General features: G+C 72.4%; 28 protein-coding genes. 15 read left to right on the plus strand and 13 right to left on the minus strand.

Features of this window, described 5'->3' with window-relative positions; all coding sequences use genetic code 11:
• Window positions 1-51: 51 nt before the first annotated feature.
• Window positions 52-1,068, minus strand: coding sequence for an RNA polymerase sigma factor SigB (gene sigB / locus OG470_RS15405; protein WP_442931129.1), 1,017 nt, complete (start codon window positions 1,066-1,068; stop codon window positions 52-54).
• Between the two features lie 231 nt (window positions 1,069-1,299).
• Here sigB and OG470_RS15410 point away from each other — a divergent pair, with 231 nt between their 5' ends.
• Entirely contained in the window at window positions 1,300-2,088 is a 789-nt protein-coding gene (locus tag OG470_RS15410) for a sporulation protein (RefSeq protein WP_328426374.1), read from the plus strand.
• Window positions 2,089-2,201: 113 nt separating this feature from the next.
• Here the strand turns inward: OG470_RS15410 and dtd are convergent, their stop codons facing one another.
• Together dtd and OG470_RS15420 are read right to left on the minus strand one after the other, a co-directional pair.
• Complete coding sequence (dtd, locus tag OG470_RS15415) at window positions 2,202-2,624, minus strand: D-aminoacyl-tRNA deacylase (RefSeq protein WP_328424867.1); 423 nt, start codon at window positions 2,622-2,624, stop codon at window positions 2,202-2,204.
• A gap of 40 nt (window positions 2,625-2,664) precedes the next feature.
• Window positions 2,665-4,149, minus strand: coding sequence for a DUF7782 domain-containing protein (locus OG470_RS15420; protein WP_328424869.1), 1,485 nt, complete (start codon window positions 4,147-4,149; stop codon window positions 2,665-2,667).
• A 95-nt stretch (window positions 4,150-4,244) separates the two neighbouring features.
• Between OG470_RS15420 and OG470_RS15425 the strand changes: the two genes are divergently transcribed.
• Complete coding sequence (locus OG470_RS15425; protein WP_328424871.1) at window positions 4,245-4,835, plus strand: HhH-GPD-type base excision DNA repair protein; 591 nt, start codon at window positions 4,245-4,247, stop codon at window positions 4,833-4,835.
• 9 nt (window positions 4,836-4,844) lie between these two features.
• On the opposite strand, the gene OG470_RS15430 is transcribed toward OG470_RS15425, so the two are convergent.
• Window positions 4,845-5,156, minus strand: a complete 312-nt coding sequence (locus OG470_RS15430) for a hypothetical protein (RefSeq protein WP_278138095.1) — start codon at window positions 5,154-5,156, stop codon at window positions 4,845-4,847.
• 13 nt (window positions 5,157-5,169) lie between these two features.
• A complete protein-coding gene (locus OG470_RS15435) occupies window positions 5,170-5,457 on the minus strand; it encodes a hypothetical protein (RefSeq protein ID WP_328424873.1) in 288 nt (95 codons plus the stop codon).
• A 103-nt stretch (window positions 5,458-5,560) separates the two neighbouring features.
• Between OG470_RS15435 and OG470_RS15440 the strand changes: the two genes are divergently transcribed.
• Entirely contained in the window at window positions 5,561-5,920 is a 360-nt protein-coding gene (locus tag OG470_RS15440; protein ID WP_328424875.1) for a DUF3099 domain-containing protein, read from the plus strand.
• Between the two features lie 27 nt (window positions 5,921-5,947).
• Here the strand turns inward: OG470_RS15440 and OG470_RS15445 are convergent, their stop codons facing one another.
• The gene (locus OG470_RS15445; protein WP_328424877.1) at window positions 5,948-6,847 is read right to left on the minus strand and encodes a carbohydrate kinase family protein; all 900 of its coding nucleotides are present in this window, start codon (window positions 6,845-6,847) and stop codon (window positions 5,948-5,950) included.
• Window positions 6,844-7,779, minus strand: a complete 936-nt coding sequence (locus OG470_RS15450; protein ID WP_328424879.1) for a pseudouridine-5'-phosphate glycosidase — start codon at window positions 7,777-7,779, stop codon at window positions 6,844-6,846. The genes OG470_RS15445 and OG470_RS15450 overlap by 4 nt, the downstream gene beginning before the upstream one ends.
• 89 nt (window positions 7,780-7,868) lie before the next feature.
• On the opposite strand from OG470_RS15450, the gene OG470_RS15455 reads away from it, so the two are divergent.
• The 3 genes from OG470_RS15455 (at window position 7,869) to OG470_RS15465 (ending at window position 10,748) form a co-directional block, all read left to right on the plus strand.
• Complete coding sequence (locus OG470_RS15455) at window positions 7,869-8,087, plus strand: DUF3039 domain-containing protein (protein ID WP_088946800.1); 219 nt, start codon at window positions 7,869-7,871, stop codon at window positions 8,085-8,087.
• Between the two features lie 40 nt (window positions 8,088-8,127).
• Window positions 8,128-8,790, plus strand: a complete 663-nt coding sequence (locus OG470_RS15460; RefSeq protein ID WP_328424881.1) for a trimeric intracellular cation channel family protein — start codon at window positions 8,128-8,130, stop codon at window positions 8,788-8,790.
• A 233-nt stretch (window positions 8,791-9,023) separates the two neighbouring features.
• Window positions 9,024-10,748 carry a DEAD/DEAH box helicase gene (locus OG470_RS15465; protein WP_328424883.1) on the plus strand — a complete coding sequence of 575 codons (1,725 nt, stop codon included), beginning with the start codon at window positions 9,024-9,026 and terminating at the stop codon, window positions 10,746-10,748.
• Window positions 10,749-10,993: 245 nt separating this feature from the next.
• Here the strand turns inward: OG470_RS15465 and OG470_RS15470 are convergent, their stop codons facing one another.
• Both OG470_RS15470 and OG470_RS15475 read right to left on the minus strand, forming a co-directional pair.
• Complete coding sequence (locus OG470_RS15470; RefSeq protein ID WP_328424885.1) at window positions 10,994-11,227, minus strand: DUF7455 domain-containing protein; 234 nt, start codon at window positions 11,225-11,227, stop codon at window positions 10,994-10,996.
• 245 nt (window positions 11,228-11,472) lie between these two features.
• A complete protein-coding gene (locus OG470_RS15475) occupies window positions 11,473-13,089 on the minus strand; it encodes an RNA polymerase sigma factor (protein ID WP_328424887.1) in 1,617 nt (538 codons plus the stop codon).
• Window positions 13,090-13,378: 289 nt separating this feature from the next.
• On the opposite strand from OG470_RS15475, the gene OG470_RS15480 reads away from it, so the two are divergent.
• A complete protein-coding gene (locus tag OG470_RS15480; RefSeq protein WP_328424889.1) occupies window positions 13,379-14,200 on the plus strand; it encodes an inositol monophosphatase family protein in 822 nt (273 codons plus the stop codon).
• Between the two features lie 126 nt (window positions 14,201-14,326).
• Here OG470_RS15480 and OG470_RS15485 read toward each other — a convergent pair whose 3' ends face one another.
• Entirely contained in the window at window positions 14,327-14,845 is a 519-nt protein-coding gene (locus tag OG470_RS15485) for a LytR C-terminal domain-containing protein (RefSeq protein ID WP_328426379.1), read from the minus strand.
• Between the two features lie 435 nt (window positions 14,846-15,280).
• On the opposite strand from OG470_RS15485, the gene OG470_RS15490 reads away from it, so the two are divergent.
• Together OG470_RS15490 and OG470_RS15495 are read left to right on the plus strand one after the other, a co-directional pair.
• Window positions 15,281-15,577 (plus strand): DUF4193 domain-containing protein, encoded by a 297-nt coding sequence (locus tag OG470_RS15490; protein ID WP_007075406.1) that lies wholly within the window; start codon window positions 15,281-15,283, stop codon window positions 15,575-15,577.
• 120 nt (window positions 15,578-15,697) lie between these two features.
• Window positions 15,698-16,498, plus strand: coding sequence for a hypothetical protein (locus OG470_RS15495; RefSeq protein WP_328424891.1), 801 nt, complete (start codon window positions 15,698-15,700; stop codon window positions 16,496-16,498).
• A gap of 48 nt (window positions 16,499-16,546) precedes the next feature.
• On the opposite strand, the gene OG470_RS15500 is transcribed toward OG470_RS15495, so the two are convergent.
• Window positions 16,547-17,080 carry a DUF3093 domain-containing protein gene (locus tag OG470_RS15500; RefSeq protein WP_442931130.1) on the minus strand — a complete coding sequence of 178 codons (534 nt, stop codon included), beginning with the start codon at window positions 17,078-17,080 and terminating at the stop codon, window positions 16,547-16,549.
• A gap of 83 nt (window positions 17,081-17,163) precedes the next feature.
• On the opposite strand from OG470_RS15500, the gene dut reads away from it, so the two are divergent.
• The 4 genes from dut to OG470_RS15520 all read left to right on the plus strand — a co-directional run bounded on the left by dut (window position 17,164) and on the right by OG470_RS15520 (window position 19,601).
• Window positions 17,164-17,700, plus strand: a complete 537-nt coding sequence (dut, locus tag OG470_RS15505) for a dUTP diphosphatase (RefSeq protein ID WP_328424895.1) — start codon at window positions 17,164-17,166, stop codon at window positions 17,698-17,700.
• Between the two features lie 25 nt (window positions 17,701-17,725).
• Window positions 17,726-18,397 carry a DUF3710 domain-containing protein gene (locus OG470_RS15510; protein ID WP_328424897.1) on the plus strand — a complete coding sequence of 224 codons (672 nt, stop codon included), beginning with the start codon at window positions 17,726-17,728 and terminating at the stop codon, window positions 18,395-18,397.
• Between the two features lie 114 nt (window positions 18,398-18,511).
• A complete protein-coding gene (locus OG470_RS15515) occupies window positions 18,512-18,892 on the plus strand; it encodes an OB-fold nucleic acid binding domain-containing protein (RefSeq protein ID WP_328424899.1) in 381 nt (126 codons plus the stop codon).
• A 25-nt stretch (window positions 18,893-18,917) separates the two neighbouring features.
• Window positions 18,918-19,601, plus strand: coding sequence for a DUF3159 domain-containing protein (locus OG470_RS15520; RefSeq protein WP_328424901.1), 684 nt, complete (start codon window positions 18,918-18,920; stop codon window positions 19,599-19,601).
• A 13-nt stretch (window positions 19,602-19,614) separates the two neighbouring features.
• On the opposite strand, the gene OG470_RS15525 is transcribed toward OG470_RS15520, so the two are convergent.
• Together OG470_RS15525 and OG470_RS15530 are read right to left on the minus strand one after the other, a co-directional pair.
• On the minus strand, window positions 19,615-20,304 hold the full coding sequence (locus OG470_RS15525; protein ID WP_328424903.1) for a potassium channel family protein: 690 nt from the start codon (window positions 20,302-20,304) through the stop codon (window positions 19,615-19,617).
• A 3-nt stretch (window positions 20,305-20,307) separates the two neighbouring features.
• Window positions 20,308-20,973 (minus strand): potassium channel family protein, encoded by a 666-nt coding sequence (locus OG470_RS15530; RefSeq protein WP_328424905.1) that lies wholly within the window; start codon window positions 20,971-20,973, stop codon window positions 20,308-20,310.
• Window positions 20,974-21,135: 162 nt separating this feature from the next.
• Between OG470_RS15530 and OG470_RS15535 the strand changes: the two genes are divergently transcribed.
• Both OG470_RS15535 and OG470_RS15540 read left to right on the plus strand, forming a co-directional pair.
• On the plus strand, window positions 21,136-23,229 hold the full coding sequence (locus tag OG470_RS15535; RefSeq protein WP_328424907.1) for an APC family permease: 2,094 nt from the start codon (window positions 21,136-21,138) through the stop codon (window positions 23,227-23,229).
• Window positions 23,222-24,493 carry a class I SAM-dependent RNA methyltransferase gene (locus OG470_RS15540; RefSeq protein WP_328424909.1) on the plus strand — a complete coding sequence of 424 codons (1,272 nt, stop codon included), beginning with the start codon at window positions 23,222-23,224 and terminating at the stop codon, window positions 24,491-24,493. Before OG470_RS15535 ends, OG470_RS15540 begins: the two co-directional genes overlap by 8 nt.
• Window positions 24,494-24,507: the final 14 nt, after the last annotated feature.

Consider the following 24,507-nt stretch of genomic DNA (forward strand, 5'->3'; position numbering starts at 1 on the left):
GCATGAAAGGCCCCGGCGAACCGCCGAGGCCTTCCATGGGAACCGGGTGCGTCAGCAGGCGTACGCCTCCAGGCGCTGGGCCCGCTCCGGGGCGCGCAGCTTCAGCAGCGTCACCTTCTCGATCTGCCGGATCCGCTCTCGGGACAGGCCGAACTCCCGGCCGACCTCGTCCAGGGTGCGCTGCCGGCCGTCGTCCAGCCCGAACCGGAGCCGGATGACCGCCTGCTCCCGCTGCGACAGGGTGGCCAGCACGATGCTCACCTCGTTGCGCAGCTCGCCCTGCGCGGCCGCGTCGCCCGGCACGCCGCGCGGGTCCACCGCCGCCACGAAGTCACCGAGCGCGCTCTCGCCGTCGTCGCCGACGGCCTGGTCCAGGCTGACCGGCTCCCGGTCGTAGGAGATCAGCTCGATGACCTGGAACTCGGGGATGTTCAGCGCCTGGGCGACCTCGGCGACCGTGGGTTCGCGGCCCAGCGACACCGCCAGCTCGCGGCGGGCCCGGACCATCCGGTTGACCTGCTCGACCATGTGCACCGGGATGCGGATGGTGCGGGCCTGGTCGGCCATCGCGCGGGTGATCGCCTGCCGGATCCACCAGGTGGCGTAGGTGGAGAACTTGTAGCCCTTGGCGTAGTCGAACTTCTCCACTGCCCGGATCAGGCCGAGGTTGCCCTCCTGGATCAGGTCCAGGAAAGCCATCCCGCGACCGGTGTAGCGCTTGGCGATGCTGACCACCAGCCGCAGGTTCGCCTCCAGCAGGTGGTCCTTGGCCGCGCGGCCCTCCGCGACGATCAGCTCCAGATCGGCCCGCAGCTCCGGCGAGACCGGGGTGCAGGTGGCCAACTTCTCGTCGGCGAACAGGCCGGCCTCGATCCGCCGGGCCAGGTCGACCTCCTGGGCCGCGGTCAGCAGCTTCGTCCGGCCGATCCCGTTGAGGTACGCCCGAACCAGGTCGGTGGAGATGCCACGCTCATCGGTGGCGTCCAGGTCGGCGAGGACCTCGGTGGCCCCGTCGGTGTCGGTGCTGGCGGCCGGGCGCATCCGGTGTTCCGTCATCTGCAGGACCATCTCTGTCTCTCCCCGTGTCCACGTCTGTGCCGTGCCTCCGGCTCAGTGGTGCCGGTGTGACACACAGCTTGGCGGGCGGGGCGTGAAACGGGAGTGAGGCGATCGGGCACCCGACAGGAATCCGGTCGGATCGGCGGAGCGGTGTGTCGCCCCGGTGTGCCTTGCCCGCCCCGGCTACCGTCCCGACCGTCGGCCATCCCGGGTCGGCGGGGACAGCAGATGGAGGATGGTGTGGTCTTCAAGCGGCTCATGAAGGCGATGGGGGTCGGCGGCCCGTCGGTGGAGACGGTGCTGGCCAACCCGAACTGCCGCCCCGGCGGCCAGTTGGAGGGCCGCATTCAGGTCGTCGGCGGTGACCACCAGGTCGACATCGACCACGTGGCGCTCGGCCTGGTCACCCGGGTCGAGGTGGAGAGCGGCGACAACGACTACGACACCACTCAGGAGTTCCACCGCCAGCAGGTCACCGGTGCGTTCCGGCTGGAGCCGGGGCAGCGCCACGACATCCCGTTCCGCTTCGACGTGCCGTGGGAGACGCCGGTCACCGAGCTGTACGGGCAGCACCTGCACGGCATGACGATGGGGCTGCGTACGGAGCTGGAGGTGGCCCGCGCGGTCGACAAGGGCGACCTGGACGCGGTGGCGGTGCACCCGCTGCCGGCGCAGGAGCGCCTGCTGGAGGCGTTGCTGCGACTGGGTTTCCGGTTCGCCCGCGCCGATGTGGAGCGTGGCCACATCTACGGCGTACGGCAGACGCTGCCCTTCTACCAGGAGATCGAGTTCAGCCCGGGGCCGCAGTACGCCCGCTCGATCAACCAGTTGGAGGTCACCTTCATCGCCGACCCGCAGCAGATGCAGGTGGTGCTGGAGGTCGACAAGCGCGGCGGCGTCTTTACCGAGGGCCGCGACGCCTTCGGTCGCTTCACGGTCGACCACGCCACCGCCGACCGCACCGACTGGACCGCCGAACTCGACGGCTGGCTCCGCCAGTCCCTCTCCCGCCGAGGCCTCTTCTCCTAACGGACGTGCTCGACCCCACCTCCCCGGTGATCAAGAGGTTTGCGTCACATCGAGGGCGAGTTCTGACGCGAACCTCTTGATCACCGCTGCGGGGGTGGGGGTGCGGGGTGGGGTTAGAGGTCCAGGAGGATGGTTCGGGGGCCGATGTTGGTGCTCTCGACGAGCATGTGGGTGCGGAAGCGGCCGGTCTCGACCGGCGCGCCCCGCTCGCGCAGCGCGGTCACCACGGCGGTGACCAGGGGCTCGGCCACCTCGGCGGGGGCGGCCGCGGTCCAGCTCGGACGGCGGCCCTTGCGGGCGTCGCCGTAGAGGGTGAACTGGCTGACCACCAGGATCGGCGCACCCGTGTCGGCGGCGGACCGCTCGTCGTCCAGGATGCGCAGCTCGTGCACCTTGCGGGCCATCGTCGCGGCGGTCTCGGCGGTGTCGGTGTGGGTCACCCCGAGCAGCACCAGCAGGCCGTCCTTGATCGCGCCGACCACCGCGCCGTCCACCGTCACGCTGGCTCGCCCGACGGTCTGCACCACCGCGCGCATCAGCGGCCCGCCAGCGGCCCGGCCGCCCGTGTCACCCGCATCAGGCGGTCACCGGCTCGATGATGCCGCGCTCCACCAGGTGCGCGACGATCGGGCCGGCCGCCTCGGCCAGCTCATCGGGCGCGACGTCGTGCGCAGCGGCCAGCAGCGCGAGCTGGTCGCGCAGCGGCAGCCGCCCATCGGCGCCCCCGACCAGCGCCAACACCAGCGGGTCGACCTCCTCGGTCCAGCGCAGGCCGTGCGGCATCGCGAGGACCTGCCGGTCCACCGCCCAGCCCTCGTCGCCCATGGTGGCCTCCTGCCGCAGTTGGAGGCCCTCGGCGGCCCGGTAGCGCTCGGCGAGCAGCGCCTCGGTGTCGCGTACCCGAACGAAGTCCTGGCGGTCGAACCAGGCTGCGACCTGGTCGCCCAGCGGCGGCTGCACCCGCTGGCGCAGCTCCTCCACCCGGACCACCGGGTCGGCGTGCCCGCCCCTGCGCAGCGACACGATGCCGAAGCCGATGGCCTCCACCTTGTGCGCGTCGAACCAGTCCAGCCAGGCGGCCATCCGCTGTGGGTCGGCGCTCTCGCCGACGTCGGTGAGCCACAGGTTGACGTACGCCATCGGGTCGGCCACCTCGCGCTGGATCACCCAGGCGTCCAGGCCGGTCCCCGTGAACCAACCGGAGACCCGCTCGTCCCACTCCTCGCCGGCGACGTGCACCCAGTTCGCCAGGTACTGCATGGTGCCGCCCTCGGTGAGCAGGTCGGGGGCGGCGGCAGCCAGTTCGGCGCCGATCGCGTCACCCACCCGACCGGAGTCGCGGTAGACGTGCGTGGTGGTGCCCGGGCCCACCACGAAGGGCGGGTTGCTCACCACCAGGTCGAAGCGCCGGCCGGCCACCGGCGCGACCATGTCGCCGCGCAGCAGTTCCCAGTCCTGGCCGTTGAGCGCGGCGGTGGTCGCGGCGAAGCGCAGGGCCCGCTCCGAGAGGTCCGTGGCGGTCACCGAGCCCGCGTGGGTGGCCAGGTGCAGGGCCTGGATGCCGGAGCCGGTGCCCAGGTCCAGCGCGGTGCCGACCGGCCGACGGACGGTCGCGCCGATCAGGGTCTGGGTGGCCCCGCCAAGGCCGAGCACGTGCTCGGCGTGCAGCGGCCGGCCCGGCCGGGCGCTGGCCGGCACGTCGGCGAGCACCCACCAGTCGTCGCCGTACGGTTCGAGGTCGACGCCGGCGCGCAGGCCGTCACCGTGCCGCTCAACCAGCCCGCCGGCCACCGCCTCGTCGATGCTCAGCGGCGCCAGCGCGGCGGCCACCGTCGCCTCCGACTCGGTCTGGTCGCAGATGAACACCCGGATCAGGGTGCCGAGCGGGTCGCGGTCCTCGGTTGCCCGCAGCGCGGCCCGGTAGTCGTTGCGCGCGACCGAGCCGGTCGCCTGCGCGCCGAGCCGGTTCGCGATCCCGTTGCTGGTGAACCCGGCCCCGGTCAGCGCGGTCCGCAGCGCGTCGACGCCGGCGGGGGAGAGCAGCATGTCGTGTTCGTCCACGCCGCCATCCTGCCCCCCGTTGTGTCCCCGGTCAGCGCCACCCGCCGGATCCGACCCGGAGCGTCGGTGTTCGCCCGGCTGGGCGGCCGGGCAGGATGGTGTGCATGACGCTCGTGCTACCCATCGACCCGGAGGCCAACCTGCTGCTGGAGCGCAGCCCGCTGGCCAGACTCCTTGGCATGGTTCTTGATCAACAAGTGCCGATGGAGAAGGCATTCTCCTCGCCGTACGTGCTGGAGCAGCGGCTCGGCCACGAACTGGACGCCGCGGAGCTGGCCGGGTACGACCCGGAGGCCCTGGTCGCGATCTTCGCCACCCCGCCCGCGCTGCACCGGTTTCCGAAGGCGATGGCGGCCCGGGTGCAGGAGGTGTGCCAGGTCCTGGTGGACCGCTACGACGGCGACGCCGCCCTGCTCTGGTCCGACGTCGCCGACGGGCCCGAGCTGTTTCGCCGGGTCGCCGAGCTGCCCGGCTTCGGCAAGCAGAAGGCGCAGATCTTCGTGGCCCTGCTCGGCAAGCGGTTCGGGGTGACCCCGCAGGACTGGCGGGAGGCGGCCGGCGGGTACGGCGACCCGGGCGCGTACCGGTCGGTGGCCGACGTCACCGACGCTGACTCGCTGCGCAAGGTGCGGGAGTACAAGCAGCAGATGAAGGCGGCGGCGAAGGCGAAAACTGCGGACAGCTGACCCGATCGCTCAGGCGGCGGTGGGGTGGGCCAGCGAGGCCAGCGCACGCCGGACGTCGGCGAGCGAGACGGTGGCGGAGTCGTCCAGGTCGGCCAGGCCGGCCTCGATCCACTGACGCATGAGCGTGGTGACTCCGATGCCCCGGGCGTCTGCGGCGGCCCGCACCCGCTCGTAGGTGTCCAGCGGCAGCCGGACCGATCGGCTCACCATCGGCACGTCGGTGTCGGGGGTGGGCAGATCCACCGCCGGGCTCTCATCGATCAGCTCGGCGATCCGGTCGTCGCCGCTGTGGAACTGCTTGGTCGCGTCGTTACGGTGCATCGTCACGGCCTCCTCATCGGCGAGATCTCCGCACGGCCTCGTCGTAGCGCTTGGACTCGACGTCGCTCAGCTCGCGAGCGGAGAGGATGTCCCAGTCGTTGTCGGTGCCATCGGCCTCGGCGAGCAGCACCGCCAGTCGGCGGCCCCGCCGGGCGACGGCGTAGACGACCATCACGTCGTCGCCCAGGTGGCGAATCACCCGTCGGGCGCTGTGCAGCGCCTCCCAGACTTCCCCGGGCGTGACGTCGTAGACCCTCAGGTTGGCCAACGCCTCATCGGTGAAGCTGAACCTGCTGCCCACGTCGCGGAGCGTACCACGGGCGTAACACGCGACGGGATGAGTCGAATTTCGCTGATCACGGCGATGCGGTGACAGGATGGGGCGTATCCCCTCGAGGAGGTCCATGGTGAAGCGTCAGGCGTACCAGCCGATTCTGATCACCGACGCCTCGCGCAGCCAGGACGATCAGCTCACCAGCCGTCAGCGCCGCTATGTCCTGATGATGTGCATCAGGGTCGCCTGCATCGTTGTCGGCGCGATCCTGGTTGGCGTGAACGCCCCACTGCTCTGGCTCTGGCTGTCGCTGTGTGCCCTCGGCATGGTGCTCATCCCGTGGCTGGCCGTGCTGCTGGCCAACGACCGGCCGCCCAAGGAAGAGCACCGGCTGGCCAACCGGTTCCACCCGCGCCAGCATGACGACACCCCGCCGATGAGCCTCACCGCCGACGAGCGCCCGCACAAGGTCATCGACGCCGAACCCTGACCCGCGTGCGGGCCAGTGTCCGGCAGGTCACGGCCGCGGCCGGGCGCCGATCGTGGAGACGGCCAGCGCGCCCAGGTCGGTGGCGCGGTTCAGCGCCGCCGCCGGGGTGGTGCCGGCGAGCCAGGCGGTGAGCAGACCGGCCGCGAAGGCGTCGCCGGCACCGGTGACGTCCACCACCGTCACCCGCCGGGCCGGGGCCACGCTGACCGTGTCCGTGCGGTCCACCCAGACCGCGCCGGCCGCGCCGCCCTTGACCACCACCCGCCGGGCGGTCGCCGACAGCGCCCGCCCCTGCGCCGCCGGGTCCAGGCCGCCGGCCAGCGCCGTCGCCTCGTCCGCGTTGAGCAGCAGCAGGTCGACGTCGCGTACCCAGCCCAGGAAGGCCGCCGCGCCGACCCGCCGCAGCGGCGCCGCGGAGGCCGCGTCGACGCTGGTGGTGAGCCCGCGCTCGCGGGCGGCGGCCAGCGCCCGCAGCCCGGCGCCGCGCGACCCGGCGTCCAACAGGGTGTACGCGGACAGGTGCAGATGCCCGGCGTCGGGCAGCGCCGCGATGGCCCGCTCGACGTGCTCGGCGCTCAGCCGCAGGTTCGCGCCCCGCTGGCTGACCATGGTGCGCTCGCCATCGGTGGCCAGCACGATCACCATGCCGGTCGGGACGCCCTCGACCCGGTCGATCGCGCAGTCGACGCCCGCCCGGTCGAGCTCGGCTATCCGGTCCCGCCCCGCGTCGTCGTCGCCGACCGCGGCGACGAGCGTGACGTCAACCCCCTGCGCGGCGACCCAGGCGGCGGTGTTGGCCGCCTGCCCACCCCCACCAAGGCTGATCTCGGCCGCGGTGTCCGAGCCGGCCGCGAGCGGCCCGGACAGCACGGCGACCACATCGGTGATCACGTCCCCGACGACGACCACCCGGGCCGGGTGGGTCATGCCGGTACGGCAGTGGAGCGGGCGGCCGCTGCCACCGCGATCCGCGCGGCCAGGTCGGCGTTGCGCAGGATGATCCGGACGTTCACCGCCAGGCTCGCGCCCTCGGTGGCCGAGTGGAAGTGCGCCAGCAGGTACGGGGTCACGGCCTTGCCGGTCACCCCGTCCCGGTCCAGCCGGGCCAGGCCGTCGGCGAGGGTCCGGTCGTGCAGCTCCGGGTCGAGCTGCTCGTCGACTGGCAGCGGGTTGGCGATGATCAGTCCGCCGGCGTGCACGGCCTGCCGGTCACGGGCGGCGAGCACGGCGGCGACCTGCTCCGGCGAATCCACCGACCAGTCCAGGTCGAAGCCGCCGTCGGTGAGGTAGAAGCCGGGGAACCGGTGGGTGCGGTAACCGACCACGGCGACCCCGAGGGTCTCCAGCCGCTCCAGCGTCGCGCCCACGTCGAGGATCGACTTGACCCCGGCGCAGACCACCGCGATCGGGGTCCGGGCCAGGGTGATCAGGTCCGCCGACTCGTCGAAGGTGTGCGCGGCCTCCCGGTGCACCCCACCCAGACCGCCGGTGGCGAACACCCCGATCCCGGCGCCGGCGGCCACCGCGCTGGTCGCGGCCACGGTGGTGGCACCGTCCGCGCCGGTCGCCGCCGCCACCGCGAGGTCGCGGACGGAGAGCTTGGTCACACCATCGACGGTGGCCAGCCGGGTCAGCTGCGCGTCGTCCAGGCCGACCACCAGCTCGCCGCCGATCATGCCGATCGTCGCCGGTACCGCTCCGGCGTCCCGGACCGTCTGCTCGATCTCCCGGGCCACGCGCAGGTTCTCCGGCCGGGGCAGGCCGTGCGAGACGATGGTGCTCTCCAGGGCGACGACGGGCCGGCCGTCGTGCAGGGCCTCGGCCACCTCGGTGCCGTAGCTGATGCGAAAGTCAGTCACGGGGGGCACGGTACGGGGTGGGGCTTCGGCCGGCCTCAAGTGGACCCGGCCGTGATGACCTGCCAAACTTGACGGTTGGAGGTGCAGACGTGAGCACAGAGGTTCTCGAGCGTCCGGAGCTGAAGGACGCCGACACCGGTCCTGAGATGTTCCACTACGTCCGCAAGGAGAAGATCGCCGAGAGTGCCGTCATGGGCACCTACGTCGTGGCGCTCTGCGGGGAGACCTTCCCGGTCACCAAGGCGGCCAAGCCGGGTTCGCCGGTCTGCCCCAAGTGCAAGGAGATCTACGACTCGTACCGCGAGTGAACGCCGGCCGGCGTTCCGGCCGGCGACGTAGCCTGCGGCGGTGACCACCTCCACCGCCCTGCTCCTCGCCGACCTGACCGGGGTGGCCGTGTTCGCCGCCTCGGGGGCCTCGGCCGCGGTGGCCAAACGGCTCGACCTGTTCGGTGTCGCGTTCGTCGGCTTCGTGGCCGCCCTCGGCGGTGGAATCCTCCGGGACCTGGTCATCGACGAGGTGCCACCGCTGGCCTTCGCCGACTGGCGGTACGTGGCCACCGCCGCGGTCACCGCCCTCGCCGTCTTCTGGCTGCACCCGCAGTTGGCCCGGCTGCGCACCACGGTGCTGGTGCTGGACGCGGCGGGCCTCGGGCTGTTCACCGTGACCGGCACGCTCAAGGCGCTCGACGCCCGGGTGCCGGCGGTCGGCGCCTGCCTGATCGGCATGCTCACCGCGATCGGCGGTGGGCTCGGTCGGGACCTGCTCACCGCCGAGATCCCGGTGGTGCTGCGCCGGGAGATCTATGCCGTGGCCGCGCTGGTCGGGTCGGTCGCGGTGGCGCTGCTGTACGTCGCCGGGCAGACCGGGCCCGCGCCGCTCACCGCCGCCGCCGTACTGGTCTTCGGGCTGCGTCTGATCGCGCTGCGCCGGCGCTGGTCCGCCCCGGTGGCGACGATGCGCCCGCCGCGCACCAGCGGGGCGGATCCCCGCACCGACCGGGAGTGGTGACGCGCTCGCGCTGACCGAGTGTCGGGGCCGGGCGCCCGTGCGAGGGGGTCGTGGGGCGCTGCGGGCGGGGGTGGTGGATGTGACCAGCGTGGCGTCGCCTGGGCCGCAGCGCCCGCGCTGGTTATGCTGAGTCGGCCTTCGCGGCAGCTTCTGCGCGGAGGCGTTTTCATGGGCGGCGGTACTCGTGGCCCTCGCCCCGGATCCGCCGTCGTGCGGTCGGAGAGGAGCTTCGCGTGGCAGCCCGGACGCCGGTGCTTGAGACGTTCCCGGCCCTACGCGCCTGGCAGCGCAAAGCCCTGGTGGAGTACCTGCGCCGACGCACCGAGGACTTCACGGCGGTCGCCACGCCGGGTGCCGGCAAGACCACCTTCGCCCTGCGGATCGCGGCCGAGCTGCTCGGTGACGGCACGGTGGAGGCGGTCACCGTGGTCGCCCCGACCGAGCACCTGAAGAACCAGTGGGCGGACGCCGCGGCCCGGGTGGGCATCCAACTCGACGCCGCCTTCCGTAACGCGGACGTGCACTCCGCGGCCGACTTCCACGGGGCCGTGGTCACCTACGCCCAGGTGGGGATGGCCCCGCAGGTGCACCGTCGGCGCACCATGACCCGGCGCACCCTGGTCATCCTCGACGAGATCCACCACGCGGGCGACTCCCGATCCTGGGGCGACGGGGTGAAGAACGCCTTCGAGCCCGCCGTACGCCGGCTGATGCTCACCGGCACGCCGTTCCGCTCCGACGACAACCCGATCCCGTTCGTCAGCTACGAGCGGGGCGGTGACGGGCTGCTCCGCTCCCGCGCCGACTCGGTGTACGGCTACTCCGACGCGCTGCGCGACGGCGTGGTCCGGCCGGTGCTCTTCCTGGCGTACTCCGGGGAGACCCGCTGGCGGACCAACGCGGGGGAGGAGTTGGCGGCCCGGCTCGGCGAGCCGATGACCCAGGACCTGGTGGCGCAGGCGTGGCGTACCGCGCTGGACCCGGCCGGAGACTGGATGCCGCAGGTGCTGCGGGCCGCTGATGCCCGGCTCACCGTGCTGCGCAACGCCGGGATGGCCGACGCCGGCGGGCTGATCATCGCCACCGACCAGCAGACCGCCCGCTCGTACGCCAAGCTGATCGAGCAGGTGACCGGCGAGAAGGCCGCCGTGGTCCTCTCCGACGACCTGGGCGCGTCCGCACGGATCGCGACATTCGCGGCGTCTGAGCAGCGGTGGCTGGTCGCGGTGCGGATGGTGTCCGAGGGTGTGGACATCCCGCGGCTCGCCGTCGGGGTCTATGCCACCAGTGCCAGCACCCCGCTCTATTTCGCCCAGGCGATCGGCCGGTTCGTCCGGGCACGCCAGTCCGGGGAGACCGCGTCGGTCTTCCTGCCCAGCGTGCCGCACCTGCTCGGGCTGGCCAGCGAGATGGAGACCGAGCGGGACCACGTACTCGGCAAGCCCAAGGAAGCCGACGGTTTCGACGACGATCTGCTGGAGCGTGCCCAGCGCGACGACCAGGCCAGCGGGGAGCTGGAGAAGCGGTTCGCCGCGCTCTCGGCCACCGCCGAGCTGGACCAGGTGATCTTCGACGGCGCGTCCTTCGGCACCGCGGCCCAGGCCGGCACCCCCGAGGAGGAGGAGTACCTCGGCCTGCCCGGCCTGCTCACCGCCGATCAGGTCTCCCTGCTGCTGACCAAGCGGCAGACCGAGCAACTCGCCGCCCAGCGCCGCCGCACGGCCGCTCAGCCGGCCGCTGCGCCCACCGTGGCGCCGCCGGCACCCATGAGCGCTGCCCAGCGCCGGGTGGCGCTCCGGCGGCAACTGAACGCTCTGGTGGCCGCCCGGCACCATCGCACCGGCCAGCCGCACGGCAAGATCCACGCGGAGCTGCGCCGACTCTGCGGCGGCCCGCCGAGTGCCCAGGCCACCATCGAGCAGCTAGAGGAACGCATCGCCACCGTGCAGACCCTCTGACCCCACCGGCCCCACCCGCACCGACCACCCCCGCCCCCGCCCCGGGTGACCGGCGCTGGCTGGTGTCCGGCGGCGTCAGCTCTCCAAGATCGTGCTCGATCCAGGATCCAGTGGCATCCCGTATCGGTGAGGCCACTACTTCCAGGATCGAGGCACGATCATGGGCGCGGGGGTTTGGTGGGCAGAGAAAAGCCGACCGGAGACACCCTCGGGGTGCCTCCGGTCGGCTATGTCGGGTTGCGGGTTTAGTTTTCCATCAGGTCGGCGCCACGCCAGCTGAACTCGGGGTCCGTCGCGAACCGGACGGTGATCTTCACGAGATCCTCCGCGTACTTGTTCGCGTGGTGCCCACAGAACACCAACTCGCTACCACCCGCCAGAGTGATCCGGAGCTTGCCGGCAGCATTGCAGCGGTCGCACCGTTCATCGGCGGCTGGGGGAGCCACCGTTGCGGGCGGCGGCGTGAGGGTCGGGGTCATCGCCTTCCTCCTCTGGTCGTCACCGATGAACAATCTCTTCGGTCGTTGCTCACCTATCGTGCAACACCCATGCTGGGCCGTGCCTTCCCTGTGTGCCCGCGGGGGACCGAGGTCACACATGGCAGGGACAGTGTGCCGTGCACCCAGGGTGCCACGTCAACGATCACATTCGTGCATCCGGACGATCACCATCTGGCGTTGCACACCAGGTGGTCAAAACGACACGTTCGGTTGACGAAACCTGCTCAGTCCAGGTAATCCCGGAGGACCTGCGACCGGGACGGGTGACGCAGTTTGGACATCGTCTTGGACTCGATCTGCCGGATCCGCTCCCGGGTCACCCCGTAGACCTGGCCGATCTCGTCCAGCGTCCGCGGCTGGCCGTCGGTCAGGCCGAAGCGCAAACGCACCACACCCGCCTCACGCTCGGAGAGCGTCTGCAGCACCTGCTGGAGCTGGTCCTGCAGGAGCGAGAACGAGACGGCGTCGACCGCGACCACGGCCTCGGAATCCTCGATGAAGTCACCGAGCTGGCTGTCGCCCTCGTCGCCGATGGTCTGGTCCAGCGAGATGGGCTCCCGGGCGTACTGCTGGATCTCCAGCACCTTCTCCGGTGTGATGTCCATCTCTTTGGCCAGTTCCTCCGGAGTGGGCTCGCGGCCCAGATCCTGGAGCAGCTCGCGCTGTATGCGGCCGAGCTTGTTGATGACCTCGACCATGTGCACCGGGATGCGGATGGTGCGGGCCTGGTCGGCCATCGCGCGGGTGATCGCCTGCCGGATCCACCAGGTGGCGTAGGTGGAGAACTTGTAGCCCTTGGTGTAGTCGAACTTCTCCACCGCGCGAATCAGGCCGAGGTTGCCCTCCTGGATCAGGTCCAGGAAAGCCATCCCGCGCCCCGTGTACCGCTTGGCCAGCGAGACCACCAGGCGGAGGTTCGCCTCCAGCAGGTGGTTCTTGGCCCGCTCACCGTCGCGGGAGATCCAGCCCAGGTCGCGGACCATCTCCCGGCTGAGCTTCTCCTCGCCCTCGTCGGCCGCGCGCATCCGCTCGGCGGCGTAGAGCCCGGCCTCGATCCGCTTGGCCAGCTCCACCTCCTGCTCGGCGTTGAGCAGCGGGACCTTGCCGATCTGCTTGAGGTACGCACGGACCGAATCGGCGGAGGCGGTCAGCTCGGCGTCCCGCCGGGCCTGCTTGAGCGCCTCGGACTCCTCGTCGTCCCACTCGAAGTCGTTGTCGGTGGCCGAGGCGGCGGCGTCGGTCTCGGCGGCCTGGGCCAGCTCGGCCGGCTCCTCGACCACCACGTCCTCGATCGTGGCGGCGAGCTCCTCCGGGTCGATCTCACCCTCGGCGCCCTCGCCCTTGGCCTTGCCGCCGGCCTTGGCCGGCTTGGCGCCAGCGGCCGCGGCGACCGTCGCCTTGGTGGCCCGGGTCGACCTAGTCGCCTTCGCCGGCGTCGCCGCCGCGGCGGCGACCTCGGCGGTGCCGCCGGTGGCCTTGCGCGCGGCCACCTTCCGCGGAGCCGGCGCCGACGGCGCCTCGTCTGCGGCGGGCGCCTGCTTCGGCGCCGGCGCGACGGCCTTCTTGGTGGTCTTGGCGGTGGTGGCCCGGGACGCCGGCGTGGTCGAGCGGGCCGCGGCGACCCGGCGGCGGGTGCTCGCCGAGCCGTCCACCACCACGGTCACTCCCGCCTCGGAGAGCGCCCGCAGAATCTTCTTGGCCTGGGCCGGAGTCACCTCGGCGGACTCGACGGTGCGCGCGAGCTGGGCCGACGTGAGCTGACCACCGGCGCTCTGCGCGTGGGCGATCAGGGTGTCGGTGAGCGAGCGAACGTCGGCGCCGGTCTGGCGGGGTTCTGTCACGAATGACCTTCCGGAGGCGAAGAGCGGGTACGGCCGGGTCGTCCGGCACAGCGTGGGGCAACAGGCCGGGCGATGTGGTTGAGGGGCCCCCGTGTCACGGGCCGGCCGGTGGTCGGCGGTCCGTGGCGCGTGGGCAGGGGTGAATTGTAACGCCGTCTGCGGCGATCATCCTGCGCCGCACGGCGTAACGGCGGTTGGGGACCGCCAATTCGGCGCAGATGTGGACTTTGTAAGGATGATACTCGCGCGTGGCCCGGAACGCCCCGGTCGTGCGGGAAGGGGACCTGGGATGGACCGTTCGGTGCCGTCAGCGCAGGAATTGTTGGCGATCGCGCTCGACGTGGCGCGGGACGCCGCAGCCACCGCGTACCGGATGCGGGTCGAGGGTGTTTCGGTTGCGGCGACCAAGAGCACGGTAACCGACGTGGTCACCGCGGCGGACCGGGCGGTGGAGCGGCAGGTGCTCGAGGCGCTGCACCGGCGGCGGCCGGGCGACGCGGTGCTCGGCGAGGAGTACGGCACGGGGGACACCGGGCCGGTCGGGCCGGGCGGCGTGCGATGGATCATCGATCCGATCGACGGCACCGTCAACTACCTCTATGGGCTGCCGTACAGCGCCGTGTCGCTCGCCGCCGAGGTGGACGGGGTGGTCGTCGCCGGTGTGGTGCGCAACGTGAGCACCGGCGAGGAGTGGACCGCCACGGCCGGCGGCGGTGCCTGGCGCGACGGCGTCCGGTTGCGCTGCTCCGGCGAGACCGACCTCGGGCAGGCGCTGGTCGGCACCGGCTTCGGCTACGACGCCGGCCGCCGGGCGCACCAGGCCCGGGTGGTGGCTGGGCTGATCGCCCACGTGCGGGACATCCGCCGGCTCGGTGCCGCAGCGCTGGACCTCTGCCTGGTCGCGGAGGGGCGGTTGGACGCGTACTTCGAGAAGGGCCTCGCCGCCTGGGACCTGGCGGCCGGCGGCCTGGTGGCCGCCGAGGCGGGCGTGCGGGTCAGCGGCCTGGACGGTCGCCCGCCCGGCCCGGACCTGGTGGTCGCGGCCCCGGCGGCGCTCTTCGCGCCGCTGCACGACCGGCTGGCCGCCCTGGACGCCGCCGGCGGCCCCTGACCGGGTACCCGGACGCACGGCGCGCCAGGGCCCCGGTGCCGGCCGTCGGGCCGGCGGGGACGCCGGGCGCGCGGTGATGGACGGGCGCGTGGCGGTGGACGGGTCAGCGCCCGCCGACGTACGCGATCACTTCTTCTTGACTGGGGCGGGGCAGGAGCCCTTGGGCGCCACCGGGGCGCCCAGGTCACCGAGGGACTGGTTCACCTCGGTGGTCGTGGCGAGCTGCTGGAAGCGGTTGCCCAGCACCACGTCGACCGTGTCGCCCTTGCGCTTCTCGTCATAGGCTGGTTCGGCGTTGTTGAGGAAGTACGCCTGCAGCAGGTGGGCGGAGCCGACGCCCTCGGGGCCGTACCGCAGCACGGCCACCTCGTCGATCCCCTTGGGCGCGTTGCCGACCTTCTGGACCTGGAACTTGCGGTTGCGGAAGTCGTCCGCGACGCTGCCGGCCCGGCCGGCCTCGTCAGTCGCGTTCAACACGTTGATCTTGACGTCCTTGGTTTCGCGCAGGGTGACGTCGGCCAGTGGCCAGCCATCCGGGCAACCCTTGGCCGTGCCCGCCGTGCCCTGCGTGTCGCGGATCAGGGCAGTGACTACGAAAGCCAGGGCCAGCACCCCGAGCAGGCCGACGACGACGAGTGCTCGCACTCGCGCAAAACTCATCTGGGCGCTCCCGGGACCTCAGGTGGGTGGCGGCGGCCGCCAACGATCGCAGTGACCCGCCGGCCGTCGAATACGCCGCTGAGGTTAACGGTTGTCCGGCCGTCGCGTGGAAACAGTCCGACATGCCGGCGCGCCGACCGCGAACCGGGTACTACTACCCCTATCTTCGTGTCGCCTGAATCACATTGGGAACAACTTCGCGTGCAGGGGCGTACATCTCAGCCACGAGGGCGGTATACATGCCTCGCCCAAAGGGGGGGTAAGGTTCCGCGCTCGCAGGGGAGTCGCCCCAGCGGTCTCGACCCGTTCGGTCCCCGGGTCGGGTGCCCGACACAACTGGTGGCCGGCCAGCGGAACCGAAACAGCGTCGTCCGGCGTTACAACCGGAAGCGACAACATCGATATGGGAGAGTGAAACCGATGGCCACCGACTACGACGCCCCGCGTCGCGACGAGGTCGACCTCGGCGAGGACAGCCTGGAAGAGCTCAAGGCCCGGCGCGTCGACTCGCAGTCCGGCGCGGTGGACGTCGACGAGGCCGAGGTAGCCGAGAGCTTCGAGCTGCCCGGTGCCGATCTGGCCGACGAGGAGCTCACGGTCAAGGTGCTACCGATGCAGCAGGACGAGTTCCGGTGCGCCCGCTGCTTCCTGGTACACCACCGCAGCCAGCTGGCGGTCGAGCGTAACGGCGAGCTGATCTGCCGCGAGTGCGTCTGACACTCACGACACCAGCGGCGGCCTCCTGATCGGGGCCGCCGCTGCCGGTGTAGGCGTGCGGCACCTGTGGGTACCTGCTTGACTCGTAGCGGGTAGCCAGAGCACCGGGAGGTTCGACCCATGAGCGATCGAGGCGACACCACCACCGGCGGCGGCGCGGACGACCTCGGCGCCACGGTCGCGGCGTTGACCGCGGACGACATCGAGCCCGCCCAGCGCCGTCAACTGCTCACCCGGATGGTCGGGCAGGCCCGCGTCCGTGGGATCGCCGACCTGTTCAAGCCCCGCGCCGCCGTGCGCTGGATGGTCGACACCGTCGCCGAGATCGCCCCGCACATACCGGTGCGGGACCTGGCCACCCTGCGTCAGCACTTCCCCGGGTTGGATGACGACGCCCTGGCCGAGCGGTTGATCCGCAACGCGGCCCGGACCACCGCCGCGGTCGGCGCGGCCGGCGGGGGAGTCGCCGCCGTCGAGTGGACGGTCGCCCCGACCCTGCTCTCCGCGCCGGTGCTGCTCGCCGCCGAGACGGTCGCCGTGGTGGCGGTGGAGCTGAAGCTGGTCGGTGAGCTGCACGAGGTCTATGGCGTGCCGCTGGCGGACAGCGGCAACCAGCGGACGGTCGCCCTGGTGCACTCCTGGGCCACCCAACGCGGGGTCAATCCGATGGTGCCCGGCGTGGGGGTCGGCGCGGTGCTCGGCACCGCCGCCCGCAAGGAGCTGCGGGACACGCTGCTCCGGCGCTTTGGGCGCAACCTCACCACGCTCGGGCCGTTCCTCACCGGCGCCGCGGTGGCCAGCTTCCTCAACCGCCGGGCCACCCGGCAGATGGCCGACCAGCTCCAGGCGGACCTGCGCCGGCGTGGCATCGCCCGTCCGGCCCCGCCGCAGGCCCTCCCGGGCCCGCCGACCGGCACCTGAGCGGGCCACGCACGTCGGCGCTGGTGGAAGCCGCTGCCGCCGGTGCGGTCAGCCCGGCTCGCCGGCCGGGTGGTCGACGGGCGATCGGGCGTCCCGCGCGGTCAGCAGCGCCTCGGCCAGCTCCACCGGGTGCCGGGTGCTCACCACCCAGAACGGGGTCGGATCGGCCGGGTCGTCGAGCACCACCTGCACGGCGCCGCCGATCCACGGCCGCTGCACCACGAAGGCGAGCGGGTCCGCGCCCACGCCGAGCACCTCACGGCGGCCGGCCGCGTCCAGCGGCACCACGTCGGCCACGAAGCGCACCGGCAGCCGGGCGTCGTCCACCCGTAGCTCGGAGTCGGCGACCGCGACCCGGATCCGGCCCAGCCACCACAGCCCGGCCGCGGCGGCCGGCAGCAGCACCGCGAACGGCAGCCAGGTGCGGACGCCGCCGGCGCCCATCCAGATCTCGACGGCCAGCAGCGCGGCGGCCAGGAGCCCGACCAGCCACAGCCACCAGGGCAGATCCAGCCGTTCGGCGTAGGCCGTGCGGGCCGCGACCGGCGACTGATCGGTGGACGGAGAGGGCGACATGCTCACTCCTGCGAGGGTACGGCGCACGGCGGCCCGGGTAACCGGCAGGATGGCAGGGTCACCCGATGAACCGGACGAAGAGGGGACCCGTGACCGACGTCGTACCCGTGCCCGTACGCCTGCTCGATGCCGAGCTGCCGCTGCCCGCGTACTCCCATCCCGGCGACGCCGGGGCCGACCTGGTGGCGGCCGCGGACGTGGAGCTGCCGCCCGGCGGCCGTGCTCTGGTGCCCACCGGCGTGGCCGTCGCACTGCCGGAGGGGTATGTGGGCCTGGTCCATCCCCGCTCCGGCCTGGCGGCCAGGCTCGGCGTGACGGTGCTCAACGCGCCCGGTACGGTCGACGCCGGCTACCGGGGTGAGATCCTGGTCAACCTGATCAATCATGATCGGGAAACGCCGGCGAAGATCTCCCGGGGCGACCGGATCGCCCAGCTCGTGGTCCAGCGGGTCGCACGGGCGCGGTTCGAGCCGGTGGCCGAGCTGCCCGGGTCCCGACGCGGCACCGGCGGGCACGGCTCCACCGGCGGGCACGCCGGGCTGGTGCCGTCGCCAGCGGGTCAGGACCGGGTCGAGCAGCGGCGGGACGAGCCGGGCCGAAGGTGGACGGAAGAGGTGGCAGGGTGAGTGTGAACAGCGGAGGGTGGGCGCAGTGATCTTCTCCCGAAAGCGGGCCGGTGCTGGACGGCACACCCGCGACGAGCGGGCCACCGAGGTCGGCGGCCAGGGGGTCGAGGAGTCGACGCCGGCGCTGGAACGCGGCCCGTACGACGTCTCCGAGGTCAACGACGACGTACAGCGCCTCGACCTGGGCAGCCTGCGCATCCCGGCGATCGCCGAGGTGGAGGTGCGGGTGCAGGCCGACCCGCAGGGCGTGATCCAGCAGGTGGTGCTGGTACACGGGGAGAACGCGCTGCAGCTCGGCGTCTTCGCCGCCCCCCGGTCCGAGGGGATCTGGGACGAGGTGCGCGAGGAGATCCGCCAGTCGCTGCTCCGCGACGGTGCCACCGCCCAGGAGGTCGACGGCGAGTACGGCCCCGAGCTGCACGCTCAGGTGAGCACCCCGGACGGCCCGACGAACCTGCGGTTCGTCGGTGTCGACGGGCCGCGCTGGATGGTCCGCGGCGTGTTCCAGGGCCCGGTGGCCACCGACCCGGCCACTGCCGGTCCGCTCGCCGAGTGCCTGGACGGCCTGGTGGTCGACCGGGGCCAGGAGGCGAAGCCGGTCCGCGAGCCGCTGCCGCTGCGCCTGCCCCAGGAGATCGCCGACCAGGCCGGAGCCGAGGCCGAGGGCGCCTCCGCCGCCGAGCCCCGCCAGGTCTGATCCACGCGCACCGGCCCGCCGGAACCGGCCCCGTCGGCGTACGCTGGCGGCACGGTTCCGGCGTCGCCGGTGCCAGCTGGGGACGGTGAGCGTGGAGAGGGTGACGCGGAGGTCATGACGACCGACGAGAGCAGGGTGTCGCTGCGGCGCATCCTGCAACGGTTCACCGCCAGCGAGGCCGAGATCGACGCGCAGGAGCTGCGTCGGGAGAGCGCCGAGTGCGGCAGCGTCCCGGCCCAGCAGTGCTCCCGGGGTCAGGTGGTCTCGGTCGCCGGCCGGTTGCGCACCGTGGTCTACACGCCGCGGACCAACCTGCCCACCCTGGAAGCCGACCTGTACGACGGTAGCGACGTGGTCACCCTGGTCTGGCTGGGCCGGCGGCACATCGCCGGGATCGAGCCGGGGCGGCACCTGACCGCGCGCGGCCGGGTGGCGATGCGCGACGACCGCAAGGTCATCTACAACCCGTACTACGAGCTGGACTCGCCGAAGTGACGGCGCTGCGGACGGAAGGTCGGCGATGACCACGGGACAGCACCGGGCGGCACAGCCGGAGACCGGCCCTCCGGACGACGAGCGACTACCCACGATCGCCGAGCAGATGGCCGACCAGCTCGGCGGCTGGCGAGGGCTGGTCGAGTCCAGCATCCCGGTGGTGGTCTTCGTGGTCGCCAACATCATCGGCGAGCTGCGGCCCGCGGTGATCGCCTCGATGGCCGTCGCGCTGCTGATCGCCGGGCTGCGGCTGGCCCAGCGCCGGCCGATCCGGCACGCGGTCAACGGGCTCTTCGGCGTCGGCATCGGCGCTGCCATCGCCTGGCGTACCGGCGACGAACGGGATTTCTACCTTCCCGGCATCCTCTACGGCATCGGCTACGGCGTCGCCCTGCTGATCTCGGCGGCCATCCGGCAGCCGCTGGTGGGCTGGATCTGGTCGGTGCTGGTGGCCAAGGGTCGCGCGGAGTGGCGGGACGACCCGAAGCTGGTGCGTACCTTCACCCAGCTGACCGTGCTCTGGGGCGTGGTGTGGCTGGCCAAGGTGGGCGTGCAGGCCGGGCTCTACCTCGCCCATCAGGACACCGCGCTGGGCGTGGCCCGGCTGGCGCTGGGCTACCCGCCGTACGCGCTGCTGCTGTTGATCACGGTCTGGACGGTGCGCCGGGTCACCCGGGAGCCGCAACCGACCCCGCTGCCCGGCGCCTGAGCGCCCCCGCGGCTCAGCGTGAGCCGCGGGTCCGTTCGACGCTGTCCGGACCGAGGATCACCGCGCGGACCTGGTCCTCCACCTCGGCGGTGCAGACGAAGACCAACTCGTCGCCGGCCTCGATCGGGTCGTCCGGGCTGGGCACCAGGACCCGCTTGCCGCGCAGGATCGCCACCAGAGCGGCGTCGCGGGGCAGCGGCACGGCGTGGATCGGCTGACCGACGTACGGCGCGGTCGGCGGCAGCGTGATCTCGACCAGGTTCGCCTCGCCCTGCCGGAAGGTCATCAGCCGGACCAGGTCGCCGACGGTGACCGCCTCCTCGACCAGCGCGGCCATCACCCGCGGCTTGCTCACCGCGACGTCCACGCCCCACTGCTCGGTGAACAGCCACTCGTTCTCGGCCCGGTTGACCCGGGCGACCACGCGGGGCACCGCGAACTCGGTCTTGGCGAGCAGCGACACCACCAGGTTGACCTTGTCGTCGCCGGTCGCCGCGACCACCACGTCGCAGCCGGCGACGTTGGCCTCCTCCAGGCTGGCCAGCTCGCAGGCGTCGGCCAGCACCCACTCGGCGGACGGCACCCGCTCCGGGCGCAGCATCTTCGGCTGGCGCTCGATCAGCATCACCTGGTGGCCGTTCTCGATCAACTCCTGGGCGATCGAGCGGCCCACGTTGCCGGCGCCCGCGATGGCGATCCGCATGGCTCAGTGCCCCCCTTCCGGCGGTGTCGCCGCCACCGACGTGACCGTCGCCACGATGTGGTCGCTGACCAGCATGAAGACCTGGTCACCCTCCTGCACGACGGTGGAGGCGGTGGGCAGCGTGCCGATGCCGAAGCGGATCAGGTAGGCCACCCGTGCCCCGGTCGCCTCCTCCAGCGTGCGTACCGGCCGGCCGATCCAGTCCTTGTGCACCGGGACCTCGACGATCGACACCGTGCTCGTGGGGTCGCGGAAGATCTCCACGTTGCCCTCCGGCACCAGGTGCCGCAGCATCCGGTCGGCCGTCCAGCGCACGGTCGCCACGGTGGGGATGCCCAGCCGCTCGTAGACCTGTGCCCGGCGCTGGTCGTAGATGCGTGCCGCGACCCGGGACACGCCGAACGTCTCCCGGGCCAGCCGGGCGGAGATGATGTTGGAGTTGTCTCCGCTGGAGACGGCCGCGAAGGCGTCCGCCCGCTCGATGCCGGCCTGCCGCAGGACGTCGCCGTCGAAGCCCGCCCCGGTCACCGTGATCCCGGCGAAGTCGGGGCCGAGCCGACGGAAGGCGTCGGCGTCCTGGTCGATCACCGCCACCGAGTGCCCCCGGGACTCCAGGCTGTGGGCGAGGGTCGACCCGACCCGGCCACATCCCATGATCACGACGTGCACGCTGTCCCTCCCAAGGTGCGTACCGCTCCCGCTTCCGGTGGCCTTCGGTGCGAGCCTGCCACGTCCGGGTCGACAGCGGGGACCGACCGTACCCCGTGGCCTCGGCCAGCCGTGATCGCCCACCCCCGCACTCTTGCCGTGGTGGTCGTAGTCTTGGCGTTCGTGGCCAGTCCCACCTCGCTGCTGAAGCGGCTGCTCGTCGGTCGACCGTTCCGGTCCGACCGGCTGCAGCACACCCTCCTGCCGAAGCGCATCGCGCTGCCCGTGTTCGCCTCCGACGCGCTGTCCAGCGTCGCGTACGCGCCTGACGAGATCCTTCTGACCCTCTCCATCGCCGGAGCCTCCGCGTACGTCTTCTCGCCGTGGATCGCGCTGGCGGTGGTCGTGGTCATGCTGACCGTGGTCGCCAGCTACCGGCAGAACGTGCATGCCTACCCCTCCGGTGGCGGGGACTACGAGGTGGCCACGGTCAACCTCGGCCCGAAGTTCGGCGTCGGCGTGGCCAGTGCCCTGCTGGTCGACTACGTGCTCACGGTGGCGGTGTCGGTCTCCTCCGGCGTGGCCAACCTCGGCTCGGTGGTGCCGTTCGTGGCCACCCACAAGGTCATGATCGCGGTGGCGGCGGTGGTGCTGCTGAGCGCGGTGAACCTGCGCGGCCTGCGCGAGTCGGGCACCGCGTTCGCCATCCCCACCTACGGCTTCGTGATCGTGATGGGCGGGATGCTGCTCACCGGGCTGGTCCGGGTCTTCGTACTGGGCGACGAACTCCGCGCGCCGAGCGCCGATCTGGTGATCCAGGCCGAGCACAGCGTGACCGGGTTCGCGCTGATCTTCCTGCTGCTGCGGACGTTCAGCTCGGGCGCCGCCGCGCTCACCGGAGTCGAGGCGATCTCCAACGGGGTGCCGGCGTTCAAGGCGCCGAAGAGCCGCAACGCCGCCACCACCCTGCTGCTGCTCGGCACCATCTCGGTGAGCATGCTGGTCGGGATCATCTGGCTGGCCCGGCTGACCCACCTGCAGTTCGTCGAGGACCCGGCCCTCCAGATCGTCTCCGGCCCCGAGGGGTACGTGCAGAAGACCGTCACCACCCAGCTCGGCGAGACGGTCTTCGGCTCCGGGTCGATCCTGCTCTACGTGGTGGCCGGGGTGACCGCCCTGATCCTGTTCCTGGCCGCGAACACCGCGTTCAACGGCTTCCCGGTGCTCGGCTCGATCCTCGCGCAGGACCGTTACCTGCCCCGGCAGTTCCACACCCGGGGCGACCGGCTGGCGTTCTCCAACGGCATCGTCTTCCTCGCCGTCTTCGCGATCGTGCTGATCGTCGGCTTCCAGGCCGAGGTGACCCGGCTCATCCAGCTCTACATTGTCGGGGTCTTCGTCTCGTTCACCGTCTCCCAGGCCGGCATGATCCGGCACTGGAACCGGCACCTGCGGACCGAGCGGGATCCGGAGGCGCGCCGCCGGATGCACCGGTCCCGGGCCATCAACACGTTCGGCATGGGCCTGACCGGCACGGTGCTGGTGATCGTGCTGGTCACCAAGTTCCTGCTCGGCGCCTGGATCGCGATCGCCGCGATGGCGGTGATCTACGTGTTGATGCTGGGCATCCGCCGGCACTACGACCGGGTCGCCCAGGAGTTGACCCCGCCGGACGAGGGTCGCGCCGTGCTGCCCGCCCGTAACCACGCGATCGTGCTGGTCAGCAAGCTGCACCAGCCGACCCTGCGGGCTATCGCGTACGCCCGGGCCACCCGGCCGGACACGCTGACCGCGGTGACGGTCAACGTGGACGACAAGGACACCCGGGACCTGCAGGCCGAGTGGGAGCGGCGGGAGATGGCCATCCCGCTCACCGTGATCGACTCGCCGTACCGGGAGATCACCCGGCCGATTCTGGACTTCGTCGCCTCCACCCGCCGCAAGTCACCCCGGGACGTGGTCACCGTCTTCATCCCGGAGTACGTGGTCGGACGCTGGTGGGAGAACCTGCTGCACAACCAGAGCGCGCTGCGCCTCAAGGGCCGCCTGCTCTTCGAACCGGGGGTGATGGTGGTCAGCGTTCCGTGGCAGCTCGCCTCGACCGCGAGCAAGAACCTGGACCGGCTGGACGCCACGCTGTCCCGGACCCCGGCGCGCGGCCCACGGGTGGCCCCGCGCGGCACCCTGCCGCCGGTGGTCTCCGCGCCGGCAGGCGAGAGCGGACCGGTCGACGGCGGGCCGGTCGACAGCGGGCCGGTCGGGACCGGCCGTGACTGAGCCGGACGTGCGGGCCGTGACACCTCCGCCGCCGAAGAGTGGGCTGGCCGAGGCGGAGCTGGTCGAGCTGACCGTTGACGCGATCGCCCCCGGCGGGCACTGCGTGGCCCGGGTGGACGGGCAGGTGGTCTTCGTCCGGCACGCGCTGCCCGGCGAACGGGTGATCGCCGAGGTCACCGAGGTGCACCGGGGGTTCGTCCGAGCCGACGCGGTCACCGTGCTGGAAGCCTCCCCAGACCGCGTCGAGCCGCCCTGCCCGTACGCGAAGCCGGGCGCCTGCGGCGGCTGCGACCTGCAACACGTCGCCCCGGACGCGCAGCTGGCGTGGAAGGCCGCCGTGGTGCGCGAGCAGCTTGTCCGCCTCGGCGGGCTGACCGACGCCGAGCTGGACCAGCTCGGCGTCCGGGTCGAGGCGCTGCCCGGCGGGCTGCTGGGCTGGCGCTCCCGGGTCCGCTACGCGGTGGACGCCGCGGACCGGGCCGGCCTGCTCAAGCACCGCTCGCACGAGGTGGTGCCGATCGACCGCTGCCGCATCGCCCACCCCGCCATCCAGCAGCTGCCGGTGCTCACGCCGACCGGCGCGCTCTGGCCGGCCGCCGAGGCGGTGGAGACCATCGCCAGCACCGGCGGGGACGTGACCGTCGCGGAGGTCCGCGACGGGGTGGCCACCCCGGTGAGCGGGCCGACCGTGGTCCGCGAGGTGGCCGCCGGGCGGGACTGGACGCTGCCCGCGTCCGCCTTCTGGCAGGTGCACCCGGCCGCTGCGGACACCCTGTCCACGGCCGTGCTGGAACTGCTCGACCCGCGACCGGGTGAGCTGGCGTGGGACCTCTACGGCGGTGCCGGGCTGTTCGCCGCCGGGCTGGCCGCCCGGGTCGGTGCGACCGGCCGGGTGACCCTGGTGGAGGCGGCGCCGCAGGGCGTCGCCGCCGCCCGGGAGAACCTGGCCGATCTGCCCCGGGTCGAGGTGGTGTCGGCCCGGGTGGAGACCGCGCTGGCCCGCCGACGGATCACCGGCCCGGTCGACGTGGTGGTGCTCGACCCACCGCGCGCCGGAGCGGGCGCCCCGGTGGTCCGCGCGCTGGCCGCCGCCGGCCCACGGGCGATCGCGTACGTGGCCTGCGACCCGGCCGCCTTCGCCCGGGACGTGCGCACGTTCGCCGAGCTCGGTTGGCGGCTGACCGCGCTGCGCGGCTTCGACCTGTTCCCGATGACCCAGCACGTCGAGTGCGTCGGGCTGCTCCTCCCGCCGGCCGGGCACTAGCAGGGGAGCCGTCC

Source organism: Micromonospora sp. NBC_00389, assembly GCF_036059255.1.
In the GTDB taxonomy this organism is placed as follows: domain Bacteria; phylum Actinomycetota; class Actinomycetes; order Mycobacteriales; family Micromonosporaceae; genus Micromonospora.

What these genes read in the sequence shown, in the direction of transcription:
- OG470_RS15520 (WP_328424901.1), top strand. Translation starts at nt 18,918, where the DNA reads ATGACCACGGGACAGCACCGGGCGGCACAGCCGGAGACCGGCCCTCCG.
- dtd (WP_328424867.1), bottom strand. Translation starts at nt 2,624, where the DNA reads ATGCGCGCGGTGGTGCAGACCGTCGGGCGAGCCAGCGTGACGGTGGAC.
- OG470_RS15495 (WP_328424891.1), top strand. Translation starts at nt 15,698, where the DNA reads ATGAGCGATCGAGGCGACACCACCACCGGCGGCGGCGCGGACGACCTC.
- OG470_RS15470 (WP_328424885.1), bottom strand. Translation starts at nt 11,227, where the DNA reads ATGACCCCGACCCTCACGCCGCCGCCCGCAACGGTGGCTCCCCCAGCC.
- OG470_RS15425 (WP_328424871.1), top strand. Translation starts at nt 4,245, where the DNA reads ATGGTGTGCATGACGCTCGTGCTACCCATCGACCCGGAGGCCAACCTG.
- OG470_RS15430 (WP_278138095.1), bottom strand. Translation starts at nt 5,156, where the DNA reads ATGCACCGTAACGACGCGACCAAGCAGTTCCACAGCGGCGACGACCGG.
- OG470_RS15480 (WP_328424889.1), top strand. Translation starts at nt 13,379, where the DNA reads ATGGACCGTTCGGTGCCGTCAGCGCAGGAATTGTTGGCGATCGCGCTC.
- OG470_RS15440 (WP_328424875.1), top strand. Translation starts at nt 5,561, where the DNA reads ATGGTGAAGCGTCAGGCGTACCAGCCGATTCTGATCACCGACGCCTCG.
- OG470_RS15515 (WP_328424899.1), top strand. Translation starts at nt 18,512, where the DNA reads ATGACGACCGACGAGAGCAGGGTGTCGCTGCGGCGCATCCTGCAACGG.
- sigB (WP_442931129.1), bottom strand. Translation starts at nt 1,068, where the DNA reads ATGGTCCTGCAGATGACGGAACACCGGATGCGCCCGGCCGCCAGCACC.
- OG470_RS15490 (WP_007075406.1), top strand. Translation starts at nt 15,281, where the DNA reads ATGGCCACCGACTACGACGCCCCGCGTCGCGACGAGGTCGACCTCGGC.
- OG470_RS15445 (WP_328424877.1), bottom strand. Translation starts at nt 6,847, where the DNA reads ATGACCCACCCGGCCCGGGTGGTCGTCGTCGGGGACGTGATCACCGAT.
- OG470_RS15525 (WP_328424903.1), bottom strand. Translation starts at nt 20,304, where the DNA reads ATGCGGATCGCCATCGCGGGCGCCGGCAACGTGGGCCGCTCGATCGCC.